The organism is Pseudoalteromonas luteoviolacea (assembly GCF_000814765.1).
Lineage (GTDB): Bacteria > Pseudomonadota > Gammaproteobacteria > Enterobacterales > Alteromonadaceae > Pseudoalteromonas > Pseudoalteromonas luteoviolacea_H.
The window spans coordinates 419,691-437,056 of sequence record NZ_JWIC01000004.1; the positions used below are offsets into that span (position 1 = coordinate 419,691).

The 17,366-nt window shown below is 44.1% G+C and carries 16 protein-coding genes and 11 tRNA genes; 7 read left to right on the forward strand and 20 right to left on the reverse strand.

Annotation, left to right across the window (positions count from 1 at the left end; genetic code table 11):
• Positions 1 to 17: 17 nt before the first annotated feature.
• Genes ybeY through miaB form a run of 3 tightly spaced genes read right to left on the reverse strand, consistent with a single transcriptional unit; the run spans position 18 to position 3,013 of the window.
• Entirely contained in the window at positions 18 to 479 is a 462-nt protein-coding gene (gene ybeY, locus JF50_RS04940; protein ID WP_039608382.1) for an rRNA maturation RNase YbeY, read from the reverse strand.
• A complete protein-coding gene (locus tag JF50_RS04945) occupies positions 476 to 1,525 on the reverse strand; it encodes a PhoH family protein (RefSeq protein WP_039608383.1) in 1,050 nt (349 codons plus the stop codon). Before JF50_RS04945 ends, ybeY begins: the two co-directional genes overlap by 4 nt.
• Before the next feature lie 54 nt (positions 1,526 to 1,579).
• Entirely contained in the window at positions 1,580 to 3,013 is a 1,434-nt protein-coding gene (gene miaB / locus JF50_RS04950; protein WP_039608384.1) for a tRNA (N6-isopentenyl adenosine(37)-C2)-methylthiotransferase MiaB, read from the reverse strand.
• Between the two features lie 266 nt (positions 3,014 to 3,279).
• Between miaB and JF50_RS04955 the strand changes: the two genes are divergently transcribed.
• On the forward strand, positions 3,280 to 4,443 hold the full coding sequence (locus JF50_RS04955) for an FAD-dependent oxidoreductase (RefSeq protein WP_039608385.1): 1,164 nt from the start codon (positions 3,280 to 3,282) through the stop codon (positions 4,441 to 4,443).
• 163 nt (positions 4,444 to 4,606) lie between these two features.
• Here JF50_RS04955 and JF50_RS04960 read toward each other — a convergent pair.
• From JF50_RS04960 to lolB, 17 genes are all read right to left on the reverse strand, one after another.
• Positions 4,607 to 4,691: transfer RNA gene (locus JF50_RS04960), tRNA-Leu, on the reverse strand.
• Between the two features lie 29 nt (positions 4,692 to 4,720).
• Positions 4,721 to 4,795: transfer RNA gene (locus JF50_RS04965), tRNA-Gln, on the reverse strand.
• 42 nt (positions 4,796 to 4,837) lie between these two features.
• A tRNA-Leu gene (locus tag JF50_RS04970) sits at positions 4,838 to 4,922 on the reverse strand.
• A gap of 22 nt (positions 4,923 to 4,944) precedes the next feature.
• Positions 4,945 to 5,019, reverse strand: a tRNA-Gln gene (locus JF50_RS04975).
• Between the two features lie 42 nt (positions 5,020 to 5,061).
• Positions 5,062 to 5,146: transfer RNA gene (locus JF50_RS04980), tRNA-Leu, on the reverse strand.
• 22 nt (positions 5,147 to 5,168) lie between these two features.
• Positions 5,169 to 5,243: transfer RNA gene (locus JF50_RS04985), tRNA-Gln, on the reverse strand.
• A gap of 42 nt (positions 5,244 to 5,285) precedes the next feature.
• A tRNA-Leu gene (locus JF50_RS04990) sits at positions 5,286 to 5,370 on the reverse strand.
• A 22-nt stretch (positions 5,371 to 5,392) separates the two neighbouring features.
• A tRNA-Met gene (locus JF50_RS04995) sits at positions 5,393 to 5,469 on the reverse strand.
• Between the two features lie 2 nt (positions 5,470 to 5,471).
• Positions 5,472 to 5,546 (reverse strand) — tRNA-Gln (locus JF50_RS05000).
• 42 nt (positions 5,547 to 5,588) lie between these two features.
• Positions 5,589 to 5,673: transfer RNA gene (locus JF50_RS05005), tRNA-Leu, on the reverse strand.
• A gap of 47 nt (positions 5,674 to 5,720) precedes the next feature.
• Positions 5,721 to 5,797: transfer RNA gene (locus tag JF50_RS05010), tRNA-Met, on the reverse strand.
• Positions 5,798 to 6,116: 319 nt separating this feature from the next.
• Positions 6,117 to 7,208, reverse strand: coding sequence for a redox-regulated ATPase YchF (ychF, locus tag JF50_RS05015; protein ID WP_039608386.1), 1,092 nt, complete (start codon positions 7,206 to 7,208; stop codon positions 6,117 to 6,119).
• A 46-nt stretch (positions 7,209 to 7,254) separates the two neighbouring features.
• Complete coding sequence (gene pth, locus JF50_RS05020; RefSeq protein ID WP_039608387.1) at positions 7,255 to 7,839, reverse strand: aminoacyl-tRNA hydrolase; 585 nt, start codon at positions 7,837 to 7,839, stop codon at positions 7,255 to 7,257.
• Positions 7,840 to 7,858: 19 nt separating this feature from the next.
• Positions 7,859 to 8,467 (reverse strand): 50S ribosomal protein L25/general stress protein Ctc, encoded by a 609-nt coding sequence (locus JF50_RS05025; RefSeq protein ID WP_039608388.1) that lies wholly within the window; start codon positions 8,465 to 8,467, stop codon positions 7,859 to 7,861.
• 202 nt (positions 8,468 to 8,669) lie between these two features.
• A complete protein-coding gene (locus tag JF50_RS05030; protein WP_023397324.1) occupies positions 8,670 to 9,617 on the reverse strand; it encodes a ribose-phosphate pyrophosphokinase in 948 nt (315 codons plus the stop codon).
• Between the two features lie 84 nt (positions 9,618 to 9,701).
• On the reverse strand, positions 9,702 to 10,556 hold the full coding sequence (gene ispE / locus JF50_RS05035; RefSeq protein WP_039608389.1) for a 4-(cytidine 5'-diphospho)-2-C-methyl-D-erythritol kinase: 855 nt from the start codon (positions 10,554 to 10,556) through the stop codon (positions 9,702 to 9,704).
• Positions 10,553 to 11,143: a lipoprotein insertase outer membrane protein LolB gene (lolB, locus tag JF50_RS05040; RefSeq protein WP_080760144.1), complete on the reverse strand. Its 591-nt coding sequence runs from the start codon at positions 11,141 to 11,143 to the stop codon at positions 10,553 to 10,555. The genes ispE and lolB overlap by 4 nt, the downstream gene beginning before the upstream one ends.
• A gap of 83 nt (positions 11,144 to 11,226) precedes the next feature.
• Here lolB and hemA point away from each other — a divergent pair, with 83 nt between their 5' ends.
• The 6 genes from hemA to JF50_RS05070 all read left to right on the forward strand — a co-directional run bounded on the left by hemA (position 11,227) and on the right by JF50_RS05070 (position 17,361).
• Positions 11,227 to 12,483, forward strand: coding sequence for a glutamyl-tRNA reductase (gene hemA / locus JF50_RS05045; RefSeq protein WP_039608391.1), 1,257 nt, complete (start codon positions 11,227 to 11,229; stop codon positions 12,481 to 12,483).
• 7 nt (positions 12,484 to 12,490) lie between these two features.
• Positions 12,491 to 13,576 carry a peptide chain release factor 1 gene (gene prfA, locus JF50_RS05050; protein ID WP_039608392.1) on the forward strand — a complete coding sequence of 362 codons (1,086 nt, stop codon included), beginning with the start codon at positions 12,491 to 12,493 and terminating at the stop codon, positions 13,574 to 13,576.
• Position 13,577: 1 nt separating this feature from the next.
• Positions 13,578 to 14,420: a peptide chain release factor N(5)-glutamine methyltransferase gene (gene prmC / locus JF50_RS05055; RefSeq protein ID WP_152614459.1), complete on the forward strand. Its 843-nt coding sequence runs from the start codon at positions 13,578 to 13,580 to the stop codon at positions 14,418 to 14,420.
• A gap of 67 nt (positions 14,421 to 14,487) precedes the next feature.
• On the forward strand, positions 14,488 to 16,035 hold the full coding sequence (locus JF50_RS05060) for a DUF3369 domain-containing protein (protein WP_039608394.1): 1,548 nt from the start codon (positions 14,488 to 14,490) through the stop codon (positions 16,033 to 16,035).
• A 7-nt stretch (positions 16,036 to 16,042) separates the two neighbouring features.
• Positions 16,043 to 16,417 carry a SirB2 family protein gene (locus JF50_RS05065; RefSeq protein ID WP_039608395.1) on the forward strand — a complete coding sequence of 125 codons (375 nt, stop codon included), beginning with the start codon at positions 16,043 to 16,045 and terminating at the stop codon, positions 16,415 to 16,417.
• Positions 16,418 to 16,557: 140 nt separating this feature from the next.
• Positions 16,558 to 17,361, forward strand: coding sequence for a tetratricopeptide repeat protein (locus JF50_RS05070; RefSeq protein ID WP_039608396.1), 804 nt, complete (start codon positions 16,558 to 16,560; stop codon positions 17,359 to 17,361).
• Positions 17,362 to 17,366 lie beyond the last annotated feature (5 nt).

The window sequence follows — 17,366 nt, forward strand, 5'->3', positions numbered from 1 at the left end:
GTAGTTCTTTACTCCAATTAGTTAATGTCATCACGATACGGGTCTGAAATGCCCAGATCGGCTAAAAATTCTTTTTCCAGACTTTCCATTTCCATGGCGTCTTGTTCATTTATATGGTCAAAGCCCAATAAATGCAAGCACCCATGGATGACCATATGTGCAAAATGATCATGGAACGTTTTTTCTTGTTCCTGTGCCTCACGAAAAACCACCTGAGGACAGATAATTAAGTCACCGACTAACGGCAATTCAATGCCTGGCGGTGCTTCAAATGGAAAAGACAACACATTGGTTGGTTTGTCTTTTCCGCGGTACTGGCTATTAAGCTCTTGGCTCTCTGCCTCGTCAGCAATGCGAATGGTCACTTCGACGTATTCTCTATACGGCAAAAGTGCTTTTTCGGCCCAATTTTGAAATTGCTGTTCATTGGGTAAATTGTCAAACTCACAGGCGAGCTGTAAATCTACATCGACACTCATGACTCTGGACCTTGTTGTTCAGCAGCTTGCTGTTTCGCTTTTTGCTTCGCGACTTTTTCTTGACGCTCTTGCTCTTCTTTAGCTTCATAGGCTTCCACAATTCGTGCCACAACTGGATGACGAACGACATCGTGAGACTTAAAGAAGTTAAATGAAATTTCATCGACATTGCTGAGTACTTCAATGGCATGACGAAGACCTGAACGTGCGCCTCTCGGTAAGTCGACCTGCGTAATATCCCCTGTGATCACGGCTTTTGAATTAAACCCGATACGCGTTAGGAACATTTTCATCTGTTCTGTGGTGGTGTTTTGGCTTTCATCCAAAATGATAAAGGCGTCGTTCAAAGTTCTACCACGCATGTATGCCAGCGGTGCTACTTCTATGACATTTTTTTCAATCAAGCGTTCAACTTTTTCAAAGCCCAACATCTCAAATAACGCGTCGTACAAAGGGCGCAAGTAAGGGTCTATTTTCTGCGTTAAATCACCGGGTAAAAATCCCAGTTTTTCGCCGGCTTCTACGGCTGGACGCGTGAGAAGAATACGTCTGATCTCTTGCCTTTCTAGCGCATCGACCGCGGCCGCAACGGCAAGGTAAGTTTTACCTGTGCCCGCAGGTCCAATACCAAAACTGATGTCATGCGTTAAGATATTTGCCACATATTGGCTTTGATTTGGGTTACGTGGTTTGACAACACCACGGCGAGTTTTAATGAAAACTTCTTTTTCCCATACATTTGGGGCATCTTGCTCAAGGCAATTTGCTTCGGTGATGGCGAGATGAACATTGTCAGGCTCTATGTCTTTGGCTTTGCCTTTCACTGGCTGAGTATCAACATACAGAGACTTTATAATATCAACAGCAGCTTTAGCTGTAACTTGATTACCTGTTACTTTGAACCAGTTATCTCTGTGTGCGACCTCAACACCTAGACGGCGTTCAATTTGTTTTAGATTATCGTCAAAAGGACCACAAAGAGAGGAGAGACGGTTGTTGTCGGCAGGTTCTAGATAAAACTCAATATTTTTTACTTGATTGCTCAAAATGACTTCCTAAGATTGATTGCGCCAGCAAAGTGCTGGCGCAAAACAAGTGTTTTATGGTGTAAAGGTTGCAACACCAATCTCATTAGCTTCTGGTTCTGACGGTGCACGACTCAGGATATCAGACGGTGCAACATCACGTCGCAAGTCCATTTCAGCCTCAGTTCGGATCAATTCACCACGCAATGAGTTTGGTAGCGCCTCTGTAATACGCACATCAACAAACTGACCGATCACTGAGTGTGGACCTTCAAAGTTCACTACACGGTTGTTTTCTGTACGTCCACGCAGTTCCATTGGGTTCTTCTTCGAAGGACCTTCAACAAGAATACGTTGTTCAGTATCAAACATTTTACGGCTGATATCTTGCGCCATTTGGTTGATACGATTTTGTAATAGGTACAACCGCTCTTTCTTTTCTTGCTCTGGTACATCATCTGGTAAGTCTGCCGCAGGGGTACCTGGACGCGCTGAGTAAATGAAGCTGAAACTCATATCAAAGCCAATTGCATTGATAAGGTTCATGGTTTCTTCGAAGTCTGCTTTGCTTTCGCCTGGGAAACCAATGATGAAGTCTGAACTCATGCTTAGGTTTGGACGGATCTTACGTAGCTTACGGATAGTCGACTTGTATTCAAGCGCAGTATGGCCACGTTTCATCAGATTAAGTACACGGTCAGAACCACTTTGTACCGGCAAGTGCAGGTGATCAACAAGCTCAGGCACGTCTGCGTAGGCTTCGATGATGTCAGGCGTAAACTCAACAGGGTGTGACGTGGTATAACGAATACGGTCAATACCATCAATCGCAGCCACATAACGCAGTAGATCAGAGAAGTAGCACACTTCACCATCGTGCATTTCACCGCGATAAGCGTTTACGTTTTGACCCAGTAAGTTCACTTCACGCACGCCTTGCTCTGCAAGCTGCGCCACTTCTAAAATAACATCGTCTAATGGACGGCTTACTTCCTCACCACGCGTGTAAGGTACAACACAGAAAGTACAATATTTAGAGCAGCCTTCCATAATTGATACGAACGCCGTAGGGCCTTCTGCTTTTGGCTCTGGTAGACGGTCAAACTTTTCAATCTCAGGGAAAGAGATATCGACCACTGAGCCTTCTTTGCTTTGCACTTGCTTGATCATTTCAGGTAAACGGTGCAGTGTTTGCGGACCGAATACGATATCAACAAATGGTGCACGTTGACGGATTGTGTCACCTTCTTGCGATGCTACACACCCACCTACACCGATAACCAAATCAGGGTTATCTTCTTTTAATAACTTCCAGCGACCCAACTGGTGGAATACTTTCTCTTGTGCCTTCTCACGAATTGAACACGTATTGAGTAGGATCACATCCGCCTGATCAGCTTCTTCTGTCAGCTGATAGCCATTAGTGGCATCAAGCAGATCCGCCATTTTCTGGGAGTCATACTCGTTCATTTGACAGCCCCAGGTTTTGATATGCAATTTTTTACCCATTGAAATAAAGCCTCGTTTTCAATTCGATGATCAGCACAACGCCTTGCCAGTTGTGAAAAATACCCCAATAACTGGCAAACACTTACTAAAATAGCTTAAAAAGAGGCGTATTTTATCTGACCTATAGTCACTAGCCAAGTATAGATTTCATCTTTCAAAATGGGGATCAAGGACGGTTGTAATTATTCGACTACAATCAGGCAAAGAGATCTTTTTTTCACTAATTAAGATACAATGTAATTACACCAGCTAATTTAGGCAAATTTATGAAAAATAACGTGTTGATAGTCGGTGGCGGCATGGTTGGCGCAGCGGCTGCGGTGGAGCTTGCTCGTCAAGGATGTCAGGTCACTGTGATAGAAAATAATCCCATAGATCCGAAAGCGATACTTGAGGGCGAGCATGTGGACATTCGGGTCTCTGCCATCAACCGTTTTTCAGAAGCGTTATTAGATAAACTCGGCGCAATGCCATTGATAAGAGCAAGTCGCAATGCGCCTTATCATCAGTTAGAGGCGTATGAGCGAGGCAGCGAGCATTTGGTGTTTGATAGAGCCGATGTATCGACGTCTCATTTAGGCCATTTGGTCGAGAATAGCATTATTCAAGCGTCGCTGTGGTCGCAGTTTGAAGACAATCACATTCAAGTTGAAACGGTCACTGACACACCTGTGGCGATTGAGCAGCACTTAAGTAGCATTGACCTAGTGTATCCTCAGCAGCGTTTTAGCGCGGATTTAGTGATTGCTGCTGACGGTGGTCGCTCTGCGCTACGAAGCCTTGCTGGCATTGGCGTAACGGGGTGGCAATATCAGCAGCATTGTATGGGTATTCTGATTAAGCTTGACGGACCACAACAGGTAAAAACGTGGCAAGAGTTTAAACCAACAGGTCCAATCGCATTTTTACCCATGCAGGCACCCTATGCTAATTTAATTTGGTATCACCATGGCAGTGAACTAAAACGCTTAAAAGGGTTATCAAATGAAGCGTTAAAGCAAGAAATACTGGCGCATTTTTTTGACTTGCCGGGAGATTTTACCGTTGAACAAAGCGCTGTATTTCCACTTGCGCGCCAACATGCCAACCAATATAGCAAAGGGCGTTTGGTGTTAGTTGGAGATGCGGCCCATACGATAAACCCGCTTGCGGGGCAGGGCGTCAATCTTGGCTTTAAAGATGTGGCAGCACTTGGCGGATGTTTGCAAGGCTTTGATGATGTTGGTGAGCTTGCTCGTCTTCATCAGTATGAAAAAATGCGTCGAAAAGATAATTTATTAATGATGAGCATGATGGACGCCTGCTATTTTGGCTTTTCAAATGAGATTAAGCCCCTTAAGTCATTACGCAGTCTTGCATTAAAAGTGGCGAATAAAGCGGGTCCCATTAAACGAGAAGTGCTAAAGCATGCAATGGGTGGTAGCTTTTGATTTAGTTAAAACCGCGAACTAGTTAAGTTAAGGGAGCTACGGGCTTCCTTTTTTATGCGTAGATGAAATAGCAAAGGAATTAAACTGAGACTATTGGAATCAAATAAAAATAGGAGAAAATATAGAGGGGTGAAATTAACAGAATAGTGAGGTTAATTAAACATGGTGCGGAAGGAGAGACTTGAACTCTCACATCCGAAGATACTGGAACCTAAATCCAGCGCGTCTACCAATTCCGCCACTTCCGCAATGTTTAATAATTATCTTTGTAGATAATTGGCTGGAGTACCAGGATTTGAACCTGGGAATGGCGGGATCAAAACCCGCTGCCTTACCGCTTGGCGATACTCCAACAATGGTAGTCAAAGTTATTTTAGTTCAAACTTTAAGAACATGGTGCGGAAGGAGAGACTTGAACTCTCACATCCGAAGATACTGGAACCTAAATCCAGCGCGTCTACCAATTCCGCCACTCCCGCATAGAGTTATCTCAAAAAGAGATGGCTGGAGTACCAGGATTTGAACCTGGGAATGGCGGGATCAAAACCCGCTGCCTTACCGCTTGGCGATACTCCAACAAAGGTAGTTAAAGTTGTTTTAGTTCAAACTTTAAGAACATGGTGCGGAAGGAGAGACTTGAACTCTCACATCCGAAGATACTGGAACCTAAATCCAGCGCGTCTACCAATTCCGCCACTCCCGCATAGAGTTATCTCATAAAGAGATGGCTGGAGTACCAGGATTTGAACCTGGGAATGGCGGGATCAAAACCCGCTGCCTTACCGCTTGGCGATACTCCAACAAAGGTAGTTAAAGTTGTTTTAGTTCAAACTTTAAGAACATGGTGCGGAAGGAGAGACTTGAACTCTCACATCCGAAGATACTGGAACCTAAATCCAGCGCGTCTACCAATTCCGCCACTCCCGCATGTATTTTCTTATAAAGAAAATGGTGGCTATGCCCTGATTTGAACAGGGGACCCCATCATTATGAGTGATGTGCTCTAACCAGCTGAGCTACATAGCCATTGGCTGGAGTACCAGGATTTGAACCTGGGAATGGCGGGATCAAAACCCGCTGCCTTACCGCTTGGCGATACTCCAACAAAGGTAGTCAAAGTTGTTTTAGTTCAAACTTTAAGAACATGGTGCGGAAGGAGAGACTTGAACTCTCACATCCGAAGATACTGGAACCTAAATCCAGCGCGTCTACCAATTCCGCCACTCCCGCACATTAAGGTAGTTAGTTTTAACGTTGCTAATCAACTTGAAAAAGCATGGTGGCTATGCCCTGATTTGAACAGGGGACCCCATCATTATGAGTGATGTGCTCTAACCAGCTGAGCTACATAGCCATCTCTTTTTCGTTCATCACCATCGCTGGTGCGGGGCGTATTATGCGTATATGCCCCCATGCCGTCAACACCTTTTTTCGAAAAAATTTCGTATCACAGATTGTTTGCAGATAAATTAAGCGAAACGGCCTGTTTTTATACCAAAACAAACAGGAAAGTACAATTATCGACAACAACCAAGGTTAAAAAATATAGGCATGCTTTGTACCTTTTAAGGTAAAAAGCGCAACAGGGGCGTTTTTGAATAGATAAAAGCGTCGATCGGGTACAAAAAAAGCCCTGAATGAGGGCTTTTTTAGTCATTATATAAAAGAGGTCATTAAACGTTGAACAAGAAGTTCATCACGTCGCCATCTTTTACAATGTAATCTTTACCTTCTTGACGCATTTTACCTGCGTCTTTTGCACCGCTTTCACCTTGGTATTCAATGTAGTCATCAAACCCAATAGTCTGTGCACGAATAAAGCCACGCTCAAAGTCAGTGTGAATTTTACCAGCAGCTTGTGGTGCAGTTGCGCCAACAGGAATGGTCCATGCGCGCACTTCTTTTACACCTGCTGTAAAGTAGGTTTGTAATTTAAGAAGCTCGTAACCGCCGCGGATCACTAAGTTCAGGCCAGGCTCTTCAAGACCAAGATCAGCCATGAACTCAAGCTTGTCTTCTTCTTCAAGTTCAGACAGCTCTGATTCAATCGCCGCACATACAGGGATCACAACGGCGTCTTCAGCTGCTGCAATTTCACGTACTTTGTCTAAGAATGGGTTGTTTTCAAAACCATCTTCTGTGACGTTGGCGATATACATTGTCGGTTTGATCGTTAAGAAGTTAAGCGGCTTGATAGCTGCAAGCTCTTCCTTAGTTAGCTCTAAAGAACGCAGTGTTAGGCCTTCATCAAGGTGTGCTTTAACTTTTTCTAATACATCGTTTTGGAATTTAGCTTCTTTATCGCCGCCTTTTGCTTTTTTAGCATTACGTTGAGCTGCGCGATCTGCGGCTTCCATATCTGATAAAACAAGCTCAGTGTTGATAACGTCAATATCATCAGCAGGGTTTACTTGACCCGACACGTGTACGATATTTTCATCTTCAAAGCAGCGAACAACATGGCCAATGGCATCTGTTTCGCGGATATTTGCTAAAAACTGGTTACCAAGACCTTCACCTTTTGATGCGCCTTTTACCAGACCGGCAATATCAACAAATTCCATCGTTGTTGCGATGGTCTTTTGTGGATTAACAATCGCAGCCAGTTGGTCTAGACGAGGATCCGGAACGGCAACAACGCCTGTGTTTGGTTCGATTGTACAAAACGGAAAGTTTGCGGCTTCGATCCCCGCTTTAGTTAATGCATTAAATAGGGTTGATTTACCAACGTTTGGTAAACCCACAATGCCACATTTAAAACCCATAATTTTGAACCTTCAGTTAATCAAATTGTTGCCGTATAAAAATACTTTACGGCTTAAATGAATGTAGTCTGTTTTGTGCTTTTAACACACCGTCTTTCGCTAAAATTTCCATGCAACGAACCGCTTCATCAACGACCGCATCAATTTTTTCTTGGTCAGCTTTTGGTGCTTTACCTAATACCCAGCCCGTGACCTTGTCTCGGTGACCCGGGTGACCAATGCCTATTCGTAAGCGCATAAATTCTTTGTTATTGCCAAGCTTAGAAATAATGTCTTTCAAGCCATTATGCCCACCATGACCACCGCCTTTTTTAATTTTGGCGATACCAGGGTCCATATCCATTTCGTCGTGTGCAACGAGAATGTTTTCAGCTGGAATTTTAAAAAAGTTTGCGAGGCTTGAGACCGCTTTGCCACTTAAATTCATATAAGTGGTAGGAATAAGCAATTTGAATTCTTGATTATTGATGAGTACTTTGCCCGTAAGGCCATGGTACTTAGAGTCAGGTTTGAGAATGCAATTGTAGCGTTTTGCCAGTTCTTCTATGAACCACGCACCGGCATTGTGACGAGTGTTTGCATATTCGGGGCCTGGATTAGCCAGGCCCACAAGCATTTGAATATTATTCAAGGTGTTAACACCTTAAAAATTACTCAGCTGCTTCTTCAGCTTCTTCTTCAGAAGCAGCGCCTTTAGGAGCGTTTAAAGTAACAACAGCTTGGTCGTGGTCCGCACCTTTAGCTAGTTCTACTGAAACAACACCTGCAGGTAGTGCAACGTCAGATAGGTGTACAGTTGCACCTACAGCGATTGCAGCAACATCAACTTCTACGAACTCAGGAAGTTGAGCTGGTAGACATGTGATTTCGATTTCTGTTACGTGGTGAGCAACAGTGTTACCGCCTTTAGTAGCAGCGTCTTCGTTGATGAAGTGTACTGGTACTTTAGTGTGGATCTTCTGAGAAGCATCAACACGTTGGAAGTCTAAGTGAGTGATCTTAGGCTTGTACGGGTGACGCTGGATGTCTTTAACGATAGCTTCAACAGACTCACCGCCAATGTTTAGCGTAAGGATGTGAGTGTAGAAACCTTCGTCTTCTTGCATGTGGATCACTTTGTTGTGATCTAGAGTAAGAGAAACAACTTCTTTGCCCGCACCGTAAAGGATTGCAGGAACTTTATCAGCGCGACGTAGGCGGCGGCTCGCACCAGTACCTAATTCTACGCGTACTTCAGCGTCTAAAACGTATTGTGACATAACTGTCTCCAAAATATATAAAGTTAATAATGTCAGAAAACTCGCGACCAAATTTTCTGGCGTATACCTATCAAGCTAACAAATTTTGTCTGCCCAGTAGGTAAAAAAGGCGCGCTAATATAGCACTATCATGGCTAGATTAAAACCATTAGAGCAATAAAAAAGCACCAAACGGTGCTTTTTTATTTAATCTTGCAATGAATTAATGTTCAAACATTGCCGAGATTGATTCTTCGTTGCTGATACGGCGAATAGTTTCTGCCATCATGTCAGCTAAGGTTAGTACTTTAACCTTATCGATTGCGCGAAGCTCGTCAGACAATGGAATAGAGTCTGTTACGATGACTTCGTCGATGACTGAGTTACGTAAATTCTCAGCAGCGTTACCAGATAACACTGGGTGAGTTGCATAAGCAAATACACGCTTAGCACCGTGCTCTTTAAGCGCAGCAGCTGCTTTACATAACGTACCACCTGTATCAATCATATCGTCAACGATAATGCAGTCACGGCCTTCTACGTCACCGATGATGTGCATTACTTGTGATACGTTTGCTTGAGGGCGACGCTTGTCAATAATTGCAAGGTCTTTGTCGTCAAGTAGTTTTGCAATAGCACGCGCACGTACTACGCCACCAATGTCTGGTGAGACAACAACGACATCGTCGAAATCACGCTCTTTCATGTCTTCGATAAGTACTGGGCTACCAAATACATTATCTACTGGGACATCGAAGAAGCCTTGGATTTGTTCTGCATGCAGATCCACAGTTAATACGCGGTCAACACCTACACTTGATAGGAAATCCGCGACTACTTTTGCAGTAATAGGCACACGTGCTGAACGAACGCGGCGGTCTTGACGTGCATAGCCAAAGTATGGAATGACTGCTGTAATACGACCAGCAGAAGCACGACGAAGCGCATCAACCATAACGATGAGTTCCATCAGGTTATCGTTTGTTGGTGCACAAGTTGATTGAATAATAAAGACGTCTGAACCACGTACATTTTCATTGATTTGAACGCTGATCTCACCGTCACTAAAACGGCCTACAACGGCATCACCTAACTCAATAAATAAACGTTTTGCAACTTTTTGAGCTAGCTCGGGTGTTGCGTTACCAGCGAAGAGCTTCATGTCGGGCACGGTAGGGTTCCTCAGGCACTGAATTTTTGGACTAACATGCAAAGACTAAAATAGCACAGTCGATACAGGCTAACTTAAACTAATTTACTTCTCTTTGTTTAGCCACGTAGCTAATTGCTTGTGAGTGATCGACTCACGTGCACTTTTGGCTACAAAGCCTTGCCAAGATGACGGCATTTGCTGGAGTACACGCAGTGCTGATTGCTCGTCATCAAAAACTGCAAAACAACAACTTCCAGTTCCAGTCATTCTTGACGGCGCATATTTTAGCAACCACGTCAGGGTCTTTTCAACCTCAGGGTAAAGCTTTTTAACTAACTCTTCGCAGTCATTGTGTGTATCAGCCATTTGCCAAGGGGTTTTTAGTTTCGGAGTGCTGCGAGGTAGGTCCGGATCTGTGAACACTTTTACGGTACTTACATGTACACCTGGCGCCACCACTAAATACCACTTTTCAGGATAGTCGAAAGGGGTCAAAACTTCCCCAACACCTTGGGCTAGCGCGGTTTTACCATGTACAAATACGGGCACATCTGCGCCTAGTTTTAAGCCGATTGTTGCCAGTGCTTGCAGTGACAGTTTACATTCCCAAAGCGTGTTTAAGGCAAGTAGGGTCGTCGCCGCATCAGATGAGCCTCCCCCAACTCCTCCGCCCATAGGTAAGTGTTTCGTTAAATGTACGTTTACCCCTTTTTTTACTGTTCGATGGGGTAAAAGTGCATTGGCCGCTTTATAAATCAGGTTATCGTCGCGATTGATCCCCGCCACATCACCGTCAATGCAGATGTCATCTTGCTCAGTCAATTCGAAACAGAGCTCATCACCGAAGTCGAGCATGGTAAAGACGCTTTCAAGTTCATGATAGCCATCTGCTCTTCGACTATTAATATGTAAAAAGAGATTGAGCTTCGCGGGTGCTGTTAAAGTGAGTTTGGTCATTGTGGATCGAACTGCCATGCATTAATTTGAATTTTAATTGTAATATCTTGATGTGTGAGTGTCAGCCTAGCAGGTAGCGTGAGGCCATTGAAATTTCGGTAACGTTGATAATTGATGGTCCACATTTGTCCTTGCTCGTCCTGCCAACTGGCTTGTTGGATATTGCCCGCTTTGTTGAGTTCATAGCCATCTTCAAAGCGAGTTGCAGTGAACCAGTTTGGCGCTTGCGTTATTGGCAGTTGCCAACCACTGATACGTTGAATGAGGGCGGCGCTTTCGGGCCCTGTATAAGACTTGCCATCTACAACCAGTTCACTATATTGATCTAGTTCCATCAGTTTTAATACTTGAGTACCAATGAAGCTGGTTAAGGTAAGCGCTTGCTTTTTATTTGTGTATTGCCAATTAAAGTTGACCGACTGTCTGTCATCGGGTGCGATAAAGGCGATTTTGCCTCGTGCTTGCCATTTATTGAACTCGGCAAGGGTGTTTAACGTTGCTTGTCCCTGAACCGGGTGCCGTGGAGACTGCGCACATCCGCCTAGAAACAAAAAAAACATGAGCAAAATCAAATGAAATTGTTTCAAATGAGGTTCCTTACTTTCCATATTCGATTGATTTTTGGTAAAATTGGCCGCTTTAAAGCAGGGCTTGGGCAACACTGGCATTTATGACCATCATCGCACTTGGTATTAATCACAAAACCGCTTCCGTCGAATTACGTGAAAAAGTCGCTTTTTCACCCGAGCAATTGTCTCGTGCTTTGGAGCAGCTCAATCAGTTATCAGAATTTCATGAATCTGTGATTGTGTCTACCTGTAACCGTACCGAAATTTATTGTAGCCTCGACAATGACAATTCCCAAGCACTTCTCGGTTGGCTGGCAAATTTCCATGATATCTCGCAACAAGAGTTAGCAGACAATGTGTATATCCATCAAAATCAAGATGCCGTAAACCATTTGATGCGAGTTGCTTGTGGTTTAGACTCTTTAGTATTGGGTGAGCCACAGATCCTTGGTCAGATAAAGCAAGCTTATAATAGCTCGAAACACCATCATGTGATCCAGCCCATGTTCGAGCGGTTATTTCAAAAAACGTTCTCGGTTGCCAAGCAAGTTCGAACAGAGACAGAGATTGGTGCCAGTGCCGTCTCAGTGGCTTATGCGGCCGTAAATCTTGCTAAGCATATTTACGGTAAGCTCGATAAAACCAAAGTCTTGTTAATCGGTGCGGGTGAAACCATAGAATTAGTTGCTAAACATTTATCTCAACATCATCCACAGCATATTACCGTTGCCAATCGAACTATCGAACGGGCAAAAAATTTGGCCGAAGAAATTGGTGGAGATGTGATCTCTCTCGCTCAACTGCCTGACGAATTACAGCATGCGGATATCGTGATAAGCTCAACAGCGAGCACCCTACCAATAATTGGTAAAGGGGTGGTTGAACAAGCATTAAAGCAAAGAAAGTATCGTCCTATGTTGTTCGTCGATATTGCAGTGCCAAGAGACATTGAAAGCCAAGTTAATGAATTGGACGCTGCGTACTTATATACGGTGGATGACCTACAGGCCATCGTCAATGAAAATATCGCCAGCCGCGAACAGGCGGCAACACAAGCACAGGCGATCATTGATGATAAAACCAGAGAGTTTGCAGATTGGCAGCGCTCTTTAAAATCGGTTGATGTGATCCGCCAGTACAGAACATCAGCACAAGAAATAAAATTAGAGCTCGTGGAAAAGGCTGTAAATCAGCTACAATCGGGTAAAGATTCAGAAAAAGTCTTGCTTGAACTAGCAAATAAGCTAACCAATCGACTCACTCATGCCCCAACGCACGCGATTCAAAAAGCCGCAAAAGAAGGGGATATGGAGCGATTGATGGTACTTAAGCAGGCATTAGGTATTGAACAGGAATAAAATTTAGATGAAAGAGTCTGTCTATCGTAAGTTAGAAACCCTAGTTGAGCGTCATGAAGAAGTGGAAGCGATGCTAGGCGATCCAGAAGTGATTGGCGATCAGAACCGCTTTCGCGCACTTTCTAAAGAATACTCAGAGCTTGAAGATGTTGTAAAAACATTTACTGCTTATCAGCAAGCACAAGAAGATGTCGCTACAGCAGAAGAGATGCTAAAGGATTCAGATCCTGATATGCGTGAAATGGCGCAAGAAGAATACAAAGAAGCCAAAGCGGCGATTGTTGAGTTAGAAGATCAGCTACAAGTACTGATGCTGCCAAAAGATCCAAAAGACGATAATAATGTCTACCTAGAAGTACGTGCGGGTACCGGTGGTGATGAGGCCGCAATTTTTGCAGGTGACTTATTCCGTATGTACAGCCGCTACGCGGAAACGCAAAAATGGCAAGTAGAGGTCGTGAGTGCCAATGAAGGTGAGCATGGCGGTTATAAAGAAGTGATTGCTAACATCAAAGGTGATGGTGTGTATGGCAAGTTGAAGTTTGAATCAGGCGCGCACCGTGTACAACGTGTTCCAGAGACGGAATCACAAGGTCGTGTTCATACATCAGCGTGTACTGTTGCTGTGATGGCTGAAATCCCTGAGGCAGAAGCCATCGAGATTAACCCTTCTGATCTAAAGGTTGATACGTTTAGAGCGTCAGGTGCCGGTGGTCAGCACGTTAACAAAACAGACTCGGCAATTCGTATAACCCATATTCCAACAGGGGTTGTTGTTGAATGTCAGGATGAGCGTTCTCAGCATAAAAACCGTGCTAAAGCATTATCTGTACTTGGAGCGCGATTGCAGCAGGCTGAAGACGAAAAACGCCAAGCAGCTGAGGCGAGCGAGCGTCGTAACTTAGTGGGTAGTGGTGACCGCTCTGAGCGTATTCGTACATATAACTATCCTCAAGGTCGTATTACGGATCACCGTATCAATTTAACTTTATATCGTTTAAATGAAGTGGTTGGTGGTGAGCTTGGCGCGATTATTGACCCGCTTCTTCTTGAGCACCAAGCAGACCTATTGGCTGCGATAGGTGATGATTAAGGTGAGCCCTATCTCCAATGCCCAAGCAATCGCTTGGGCAACTCAGCAGCTAATTGAACACTCAGATTCCCCTAAACTTGACGCAGAAGTCCTGTTACTACACATTCTAGATAAGCCTCGCAGTTATTTGTTTACTTGGCCTGAAGCCGAGTTATCAGACAACCATCATCAATTGTTTAAAGACCATATTGCAAGGCGGCTGCATGGCGAACCGGTTGCACATATTACCGGAGAAAGAGAGTTTTGGAGTCTCCCGTTCTATGTCAATAACAGTACTTTGATCCCAAGGCCTGATACCGAAACATTAGTTGAATATGCCCTTGGTCTCGCCTTGCCTCAGACTGCAAAGGTGTTGGATCTAGGAACCGGTACTGGTGCGATAGCCTTGTCATTAGCGAGTGAAATGCCGACTTGGCAGGTGTGGGCTGTCGATTACTCACAGGATGCCGTTGCGTTGGCAAGACGTAACCAGCAGAGACATGCACTGAACAATGTCACTATTGTGCAAAGTGATTGGTTTTCAAATGTGCCTGCTCAGCAATTTGATCTGATTGTCAGCAATCCCCCGTATATTGAAAATGATGACATACATCTGTCACAAGGGGATGTGCGCTTTGAACCTCTCTCTGCTTTGGTCGCTGAGGAAAATGGCTATGCAGATATACGTCATATTGCTTCGCAAGCGAGAGAATACCTGAGCTCAGGCGGCTTTATATTGGTAGAACATGGTTTTGAGCAAGGCGGCGGTGTAAGAGAGATTTTTGCACAAATGAACTATCGCAATATACTTACAATAAAAGATATGGCAGGCTGTGATAGAGTAACTTTGGCACAGATGCCTTAGTGATGCGTTGAATGCATTAAATATTTTTAAATTATAGCCCGCGTCAAACAAGCGTTAAGGACTCTCTATGGATGATTTTTTGTTTTCAGATGAGCCGACTGATGTCATAGAAACGGAGCAAAGTGGCACTTGGAAAGTCATCATTGTTGATGATGAACCAGAAGTACATGCTGTCACCAAGCTGGCGTTAAGTGACTTCGAGTTTCAAAAGAAGAAGCTTGAGTTTCTCAGTGCATACTCAGGAGAGGAAGCGAAACAAGTGGTGACCGACCACCCTGATGCAGCCATAGTGCTGCTAGATGTGGTGATGGAAACCGATGATGCGGGTTTAAAAGTCGCCCAGTATATTCGCGAAACGGCTAAAAATAATAATATTCGTATTATCCTCAGGACAGGGCAACCAGGTCAGGCTCCTGAGCGACAAGTTATCGTGAACTACGATATCAATGATTACAAATCGAAAACTGAACTGACCGCTCAAAAGCTCTTTACTGTGGTGATGTCTAGTTTGCGTTCTTACCGCGATATTTTGTCTATCGACCAGTCTCGTCAAGGTCTTGAGAAAATCATTACCGCATCTCGGGATATTTTTGCAACGCACTCAATTGAGCAATTTATCGAAGGGGTGATGCAACAGCTGACTTCGTTATTGGGCACGGTTGATGAAGCCATGTATGCTACTTCTTTGGTGGCCAGCAATGAACCAGATACCTGTAGCGAAGACCTAGTGGTGTTTACTGGCCGTGGTGAGTTTGCAAAGAGTGAAGGTAAACCGATTGAAGATGTTTTGAATGAAGAGCAAATACAAGCGTGCAAAAAGGCGCTGAATGAAAAAAGTATTGTTTACAAAGACAATTACTTATTTTCGTATTGCTCAAGTGAGTACAATCACGCATCTATGTTATTTGTCTCTGGGATCCCGGAGTTCTTAACCGATACGCAAAAGCATTTAATCGAAATTTTTTCTCAAAACGTACAACTTGCATATGAAAACGTGCAGTTACAAGCGGAAATTGAAGACACGCAACAAGAGCTGGTATACCGTCTAAGTGAGGCATTAGAGATGCGCTCAACGGAGTCTGGCAATCACGTAAAACGTGTTGCGCATATCTGTCACGCACTTGCTGTTGGGTATGGGCTCGGCAATCGAGAAGCGGATTTAGTTCGCATTGCTTCACCGCTGCATGATGTCGGTAAGGTCGGTATTCCAGATGCGATTTTAAATAAACCAGCCAAGCTGGATGAGCAAGAGTGGACGGTCATGCAAAGCCACGCTAAAAAGGGCTATCAGCTATTGCGAGATTCTAAACGCGAAATAGTCAATGCCGGCGCGTTAATTGCCAGAGACCACCATGAGAAGTGGGATGGCACTGGTTACCCCAAAGGCACAAAAGGCGAGGATATACATGTGTTCGGCCGCATTGTTGCGATGGCTGATGTGTATGATGCGTTGCGTCACAGACGCTGCTATAAGGAAGCATGGGACTTACCTGAGGTTGTTAAAGAGGTTAATAATCAAAGCGGTAAACACTTTGACCCTAAATTAGTTTCCGTATTTAACGACATTATTGACGACCTTGAAGCCATTCTTGCGCGTTATCCAGATAAGCAATGAGGTGAACGTGGATTATTTAGCTCTAAAGCATACCCATATGGTGTTTGCAGTACTCAGTATTGTCTTGTTTTACACCCGTTCAGTGTCGCGTCTAGCAACGGGCAAGCTTGCAAAAAATAAACTGGTATTTATTTCCAGTCATGGTGTGGATACGCTGTTGCTTGTGTCTGCGGTCTATTTAGCTGTGACATTGGGTATGAAACCATCTTCTCAGCCGTGGCTGATGGAAAAAATCATATTAGTGGTGGGATATATTGGTCTGGGGTTTGTGATTGCAAAGTCAAAACATAAATCAAAACAAATCCCTGCATTGATTGGGGCAACAGCATCTCTACTTGCCATTGGCTATCTTGCCAGCACAAAGAGTGCGTTTATTCTTTAAACTTCTTCAATAATACTCACATCATGTGGTGCAGTTATCCTACGCAACACACAGGTGTGAGTAAAATTTCCCCTTGGGAATGGACTAAAAAGTGTTACACTAGCGGCTTATTATTTTCACATGGGTTAGCAGTACAGTCTATGACGGATACTTGGTTTGATGAACAACAAGAATTAGGTATGGATTATTCCGTTCCTGCATTACTTCGTAGCATTTATGCTGAACAGCGATGGGATGCGCAAGCCGACACCGAACAAACGCTGTGCCAATTGGCTGAGCTAGAACTGGCAGTCGATGAAATGTGTGTGAAGGAAAAAGACCTGCATAAGCGTGTCGATTTGATCCTCGATACGTTTTACACCAAATGGCTATTTAGTGGCACAGGTCAAAAAGTACCAGAATACCTGCTCAACAATATAAGTTATGTGATCAAAATGCGCAGTGGTACCAGTACGGCTTTAGCGATTCTACTTTCGCATTTGCTAGAGCGCGCACATTTTAATGCCACTGTTGCACTGCTGCAAAGTGAAATCATGGTGCATGTTGCGCTAAGTAGTGAAGAAGGTTACATCATAGATCCAAGCTCAGGTCAGCAATCTTGGTATGTCACGCCTGAAAACGGGGCTGAACAAGAGCAGGAGCCGATGGAGTTGGTGATAGGTGATGAGGCGTTTAAGCTTTATCTAGCACAGCAGAAATGGTCTTTTATTGCCGCAGAAAAATTTAGTCATGCACTAAGTTGTGTTGAGTTACTTATGGAGCTACTCGGTGATGATCCGTATGAGCGACGTGACCGAGGCTACCTACTCAATCAGCTAAACTGCCCGAAGATGGCCAAAGATGATCTACAGTATTTTGTAGATGAGTGCCCTGATGACCCTACCATTGAGCTGATACAGAGCCAAATTGAAGAACTCGCTGATCATAATAATATACTGCACTAACCTAT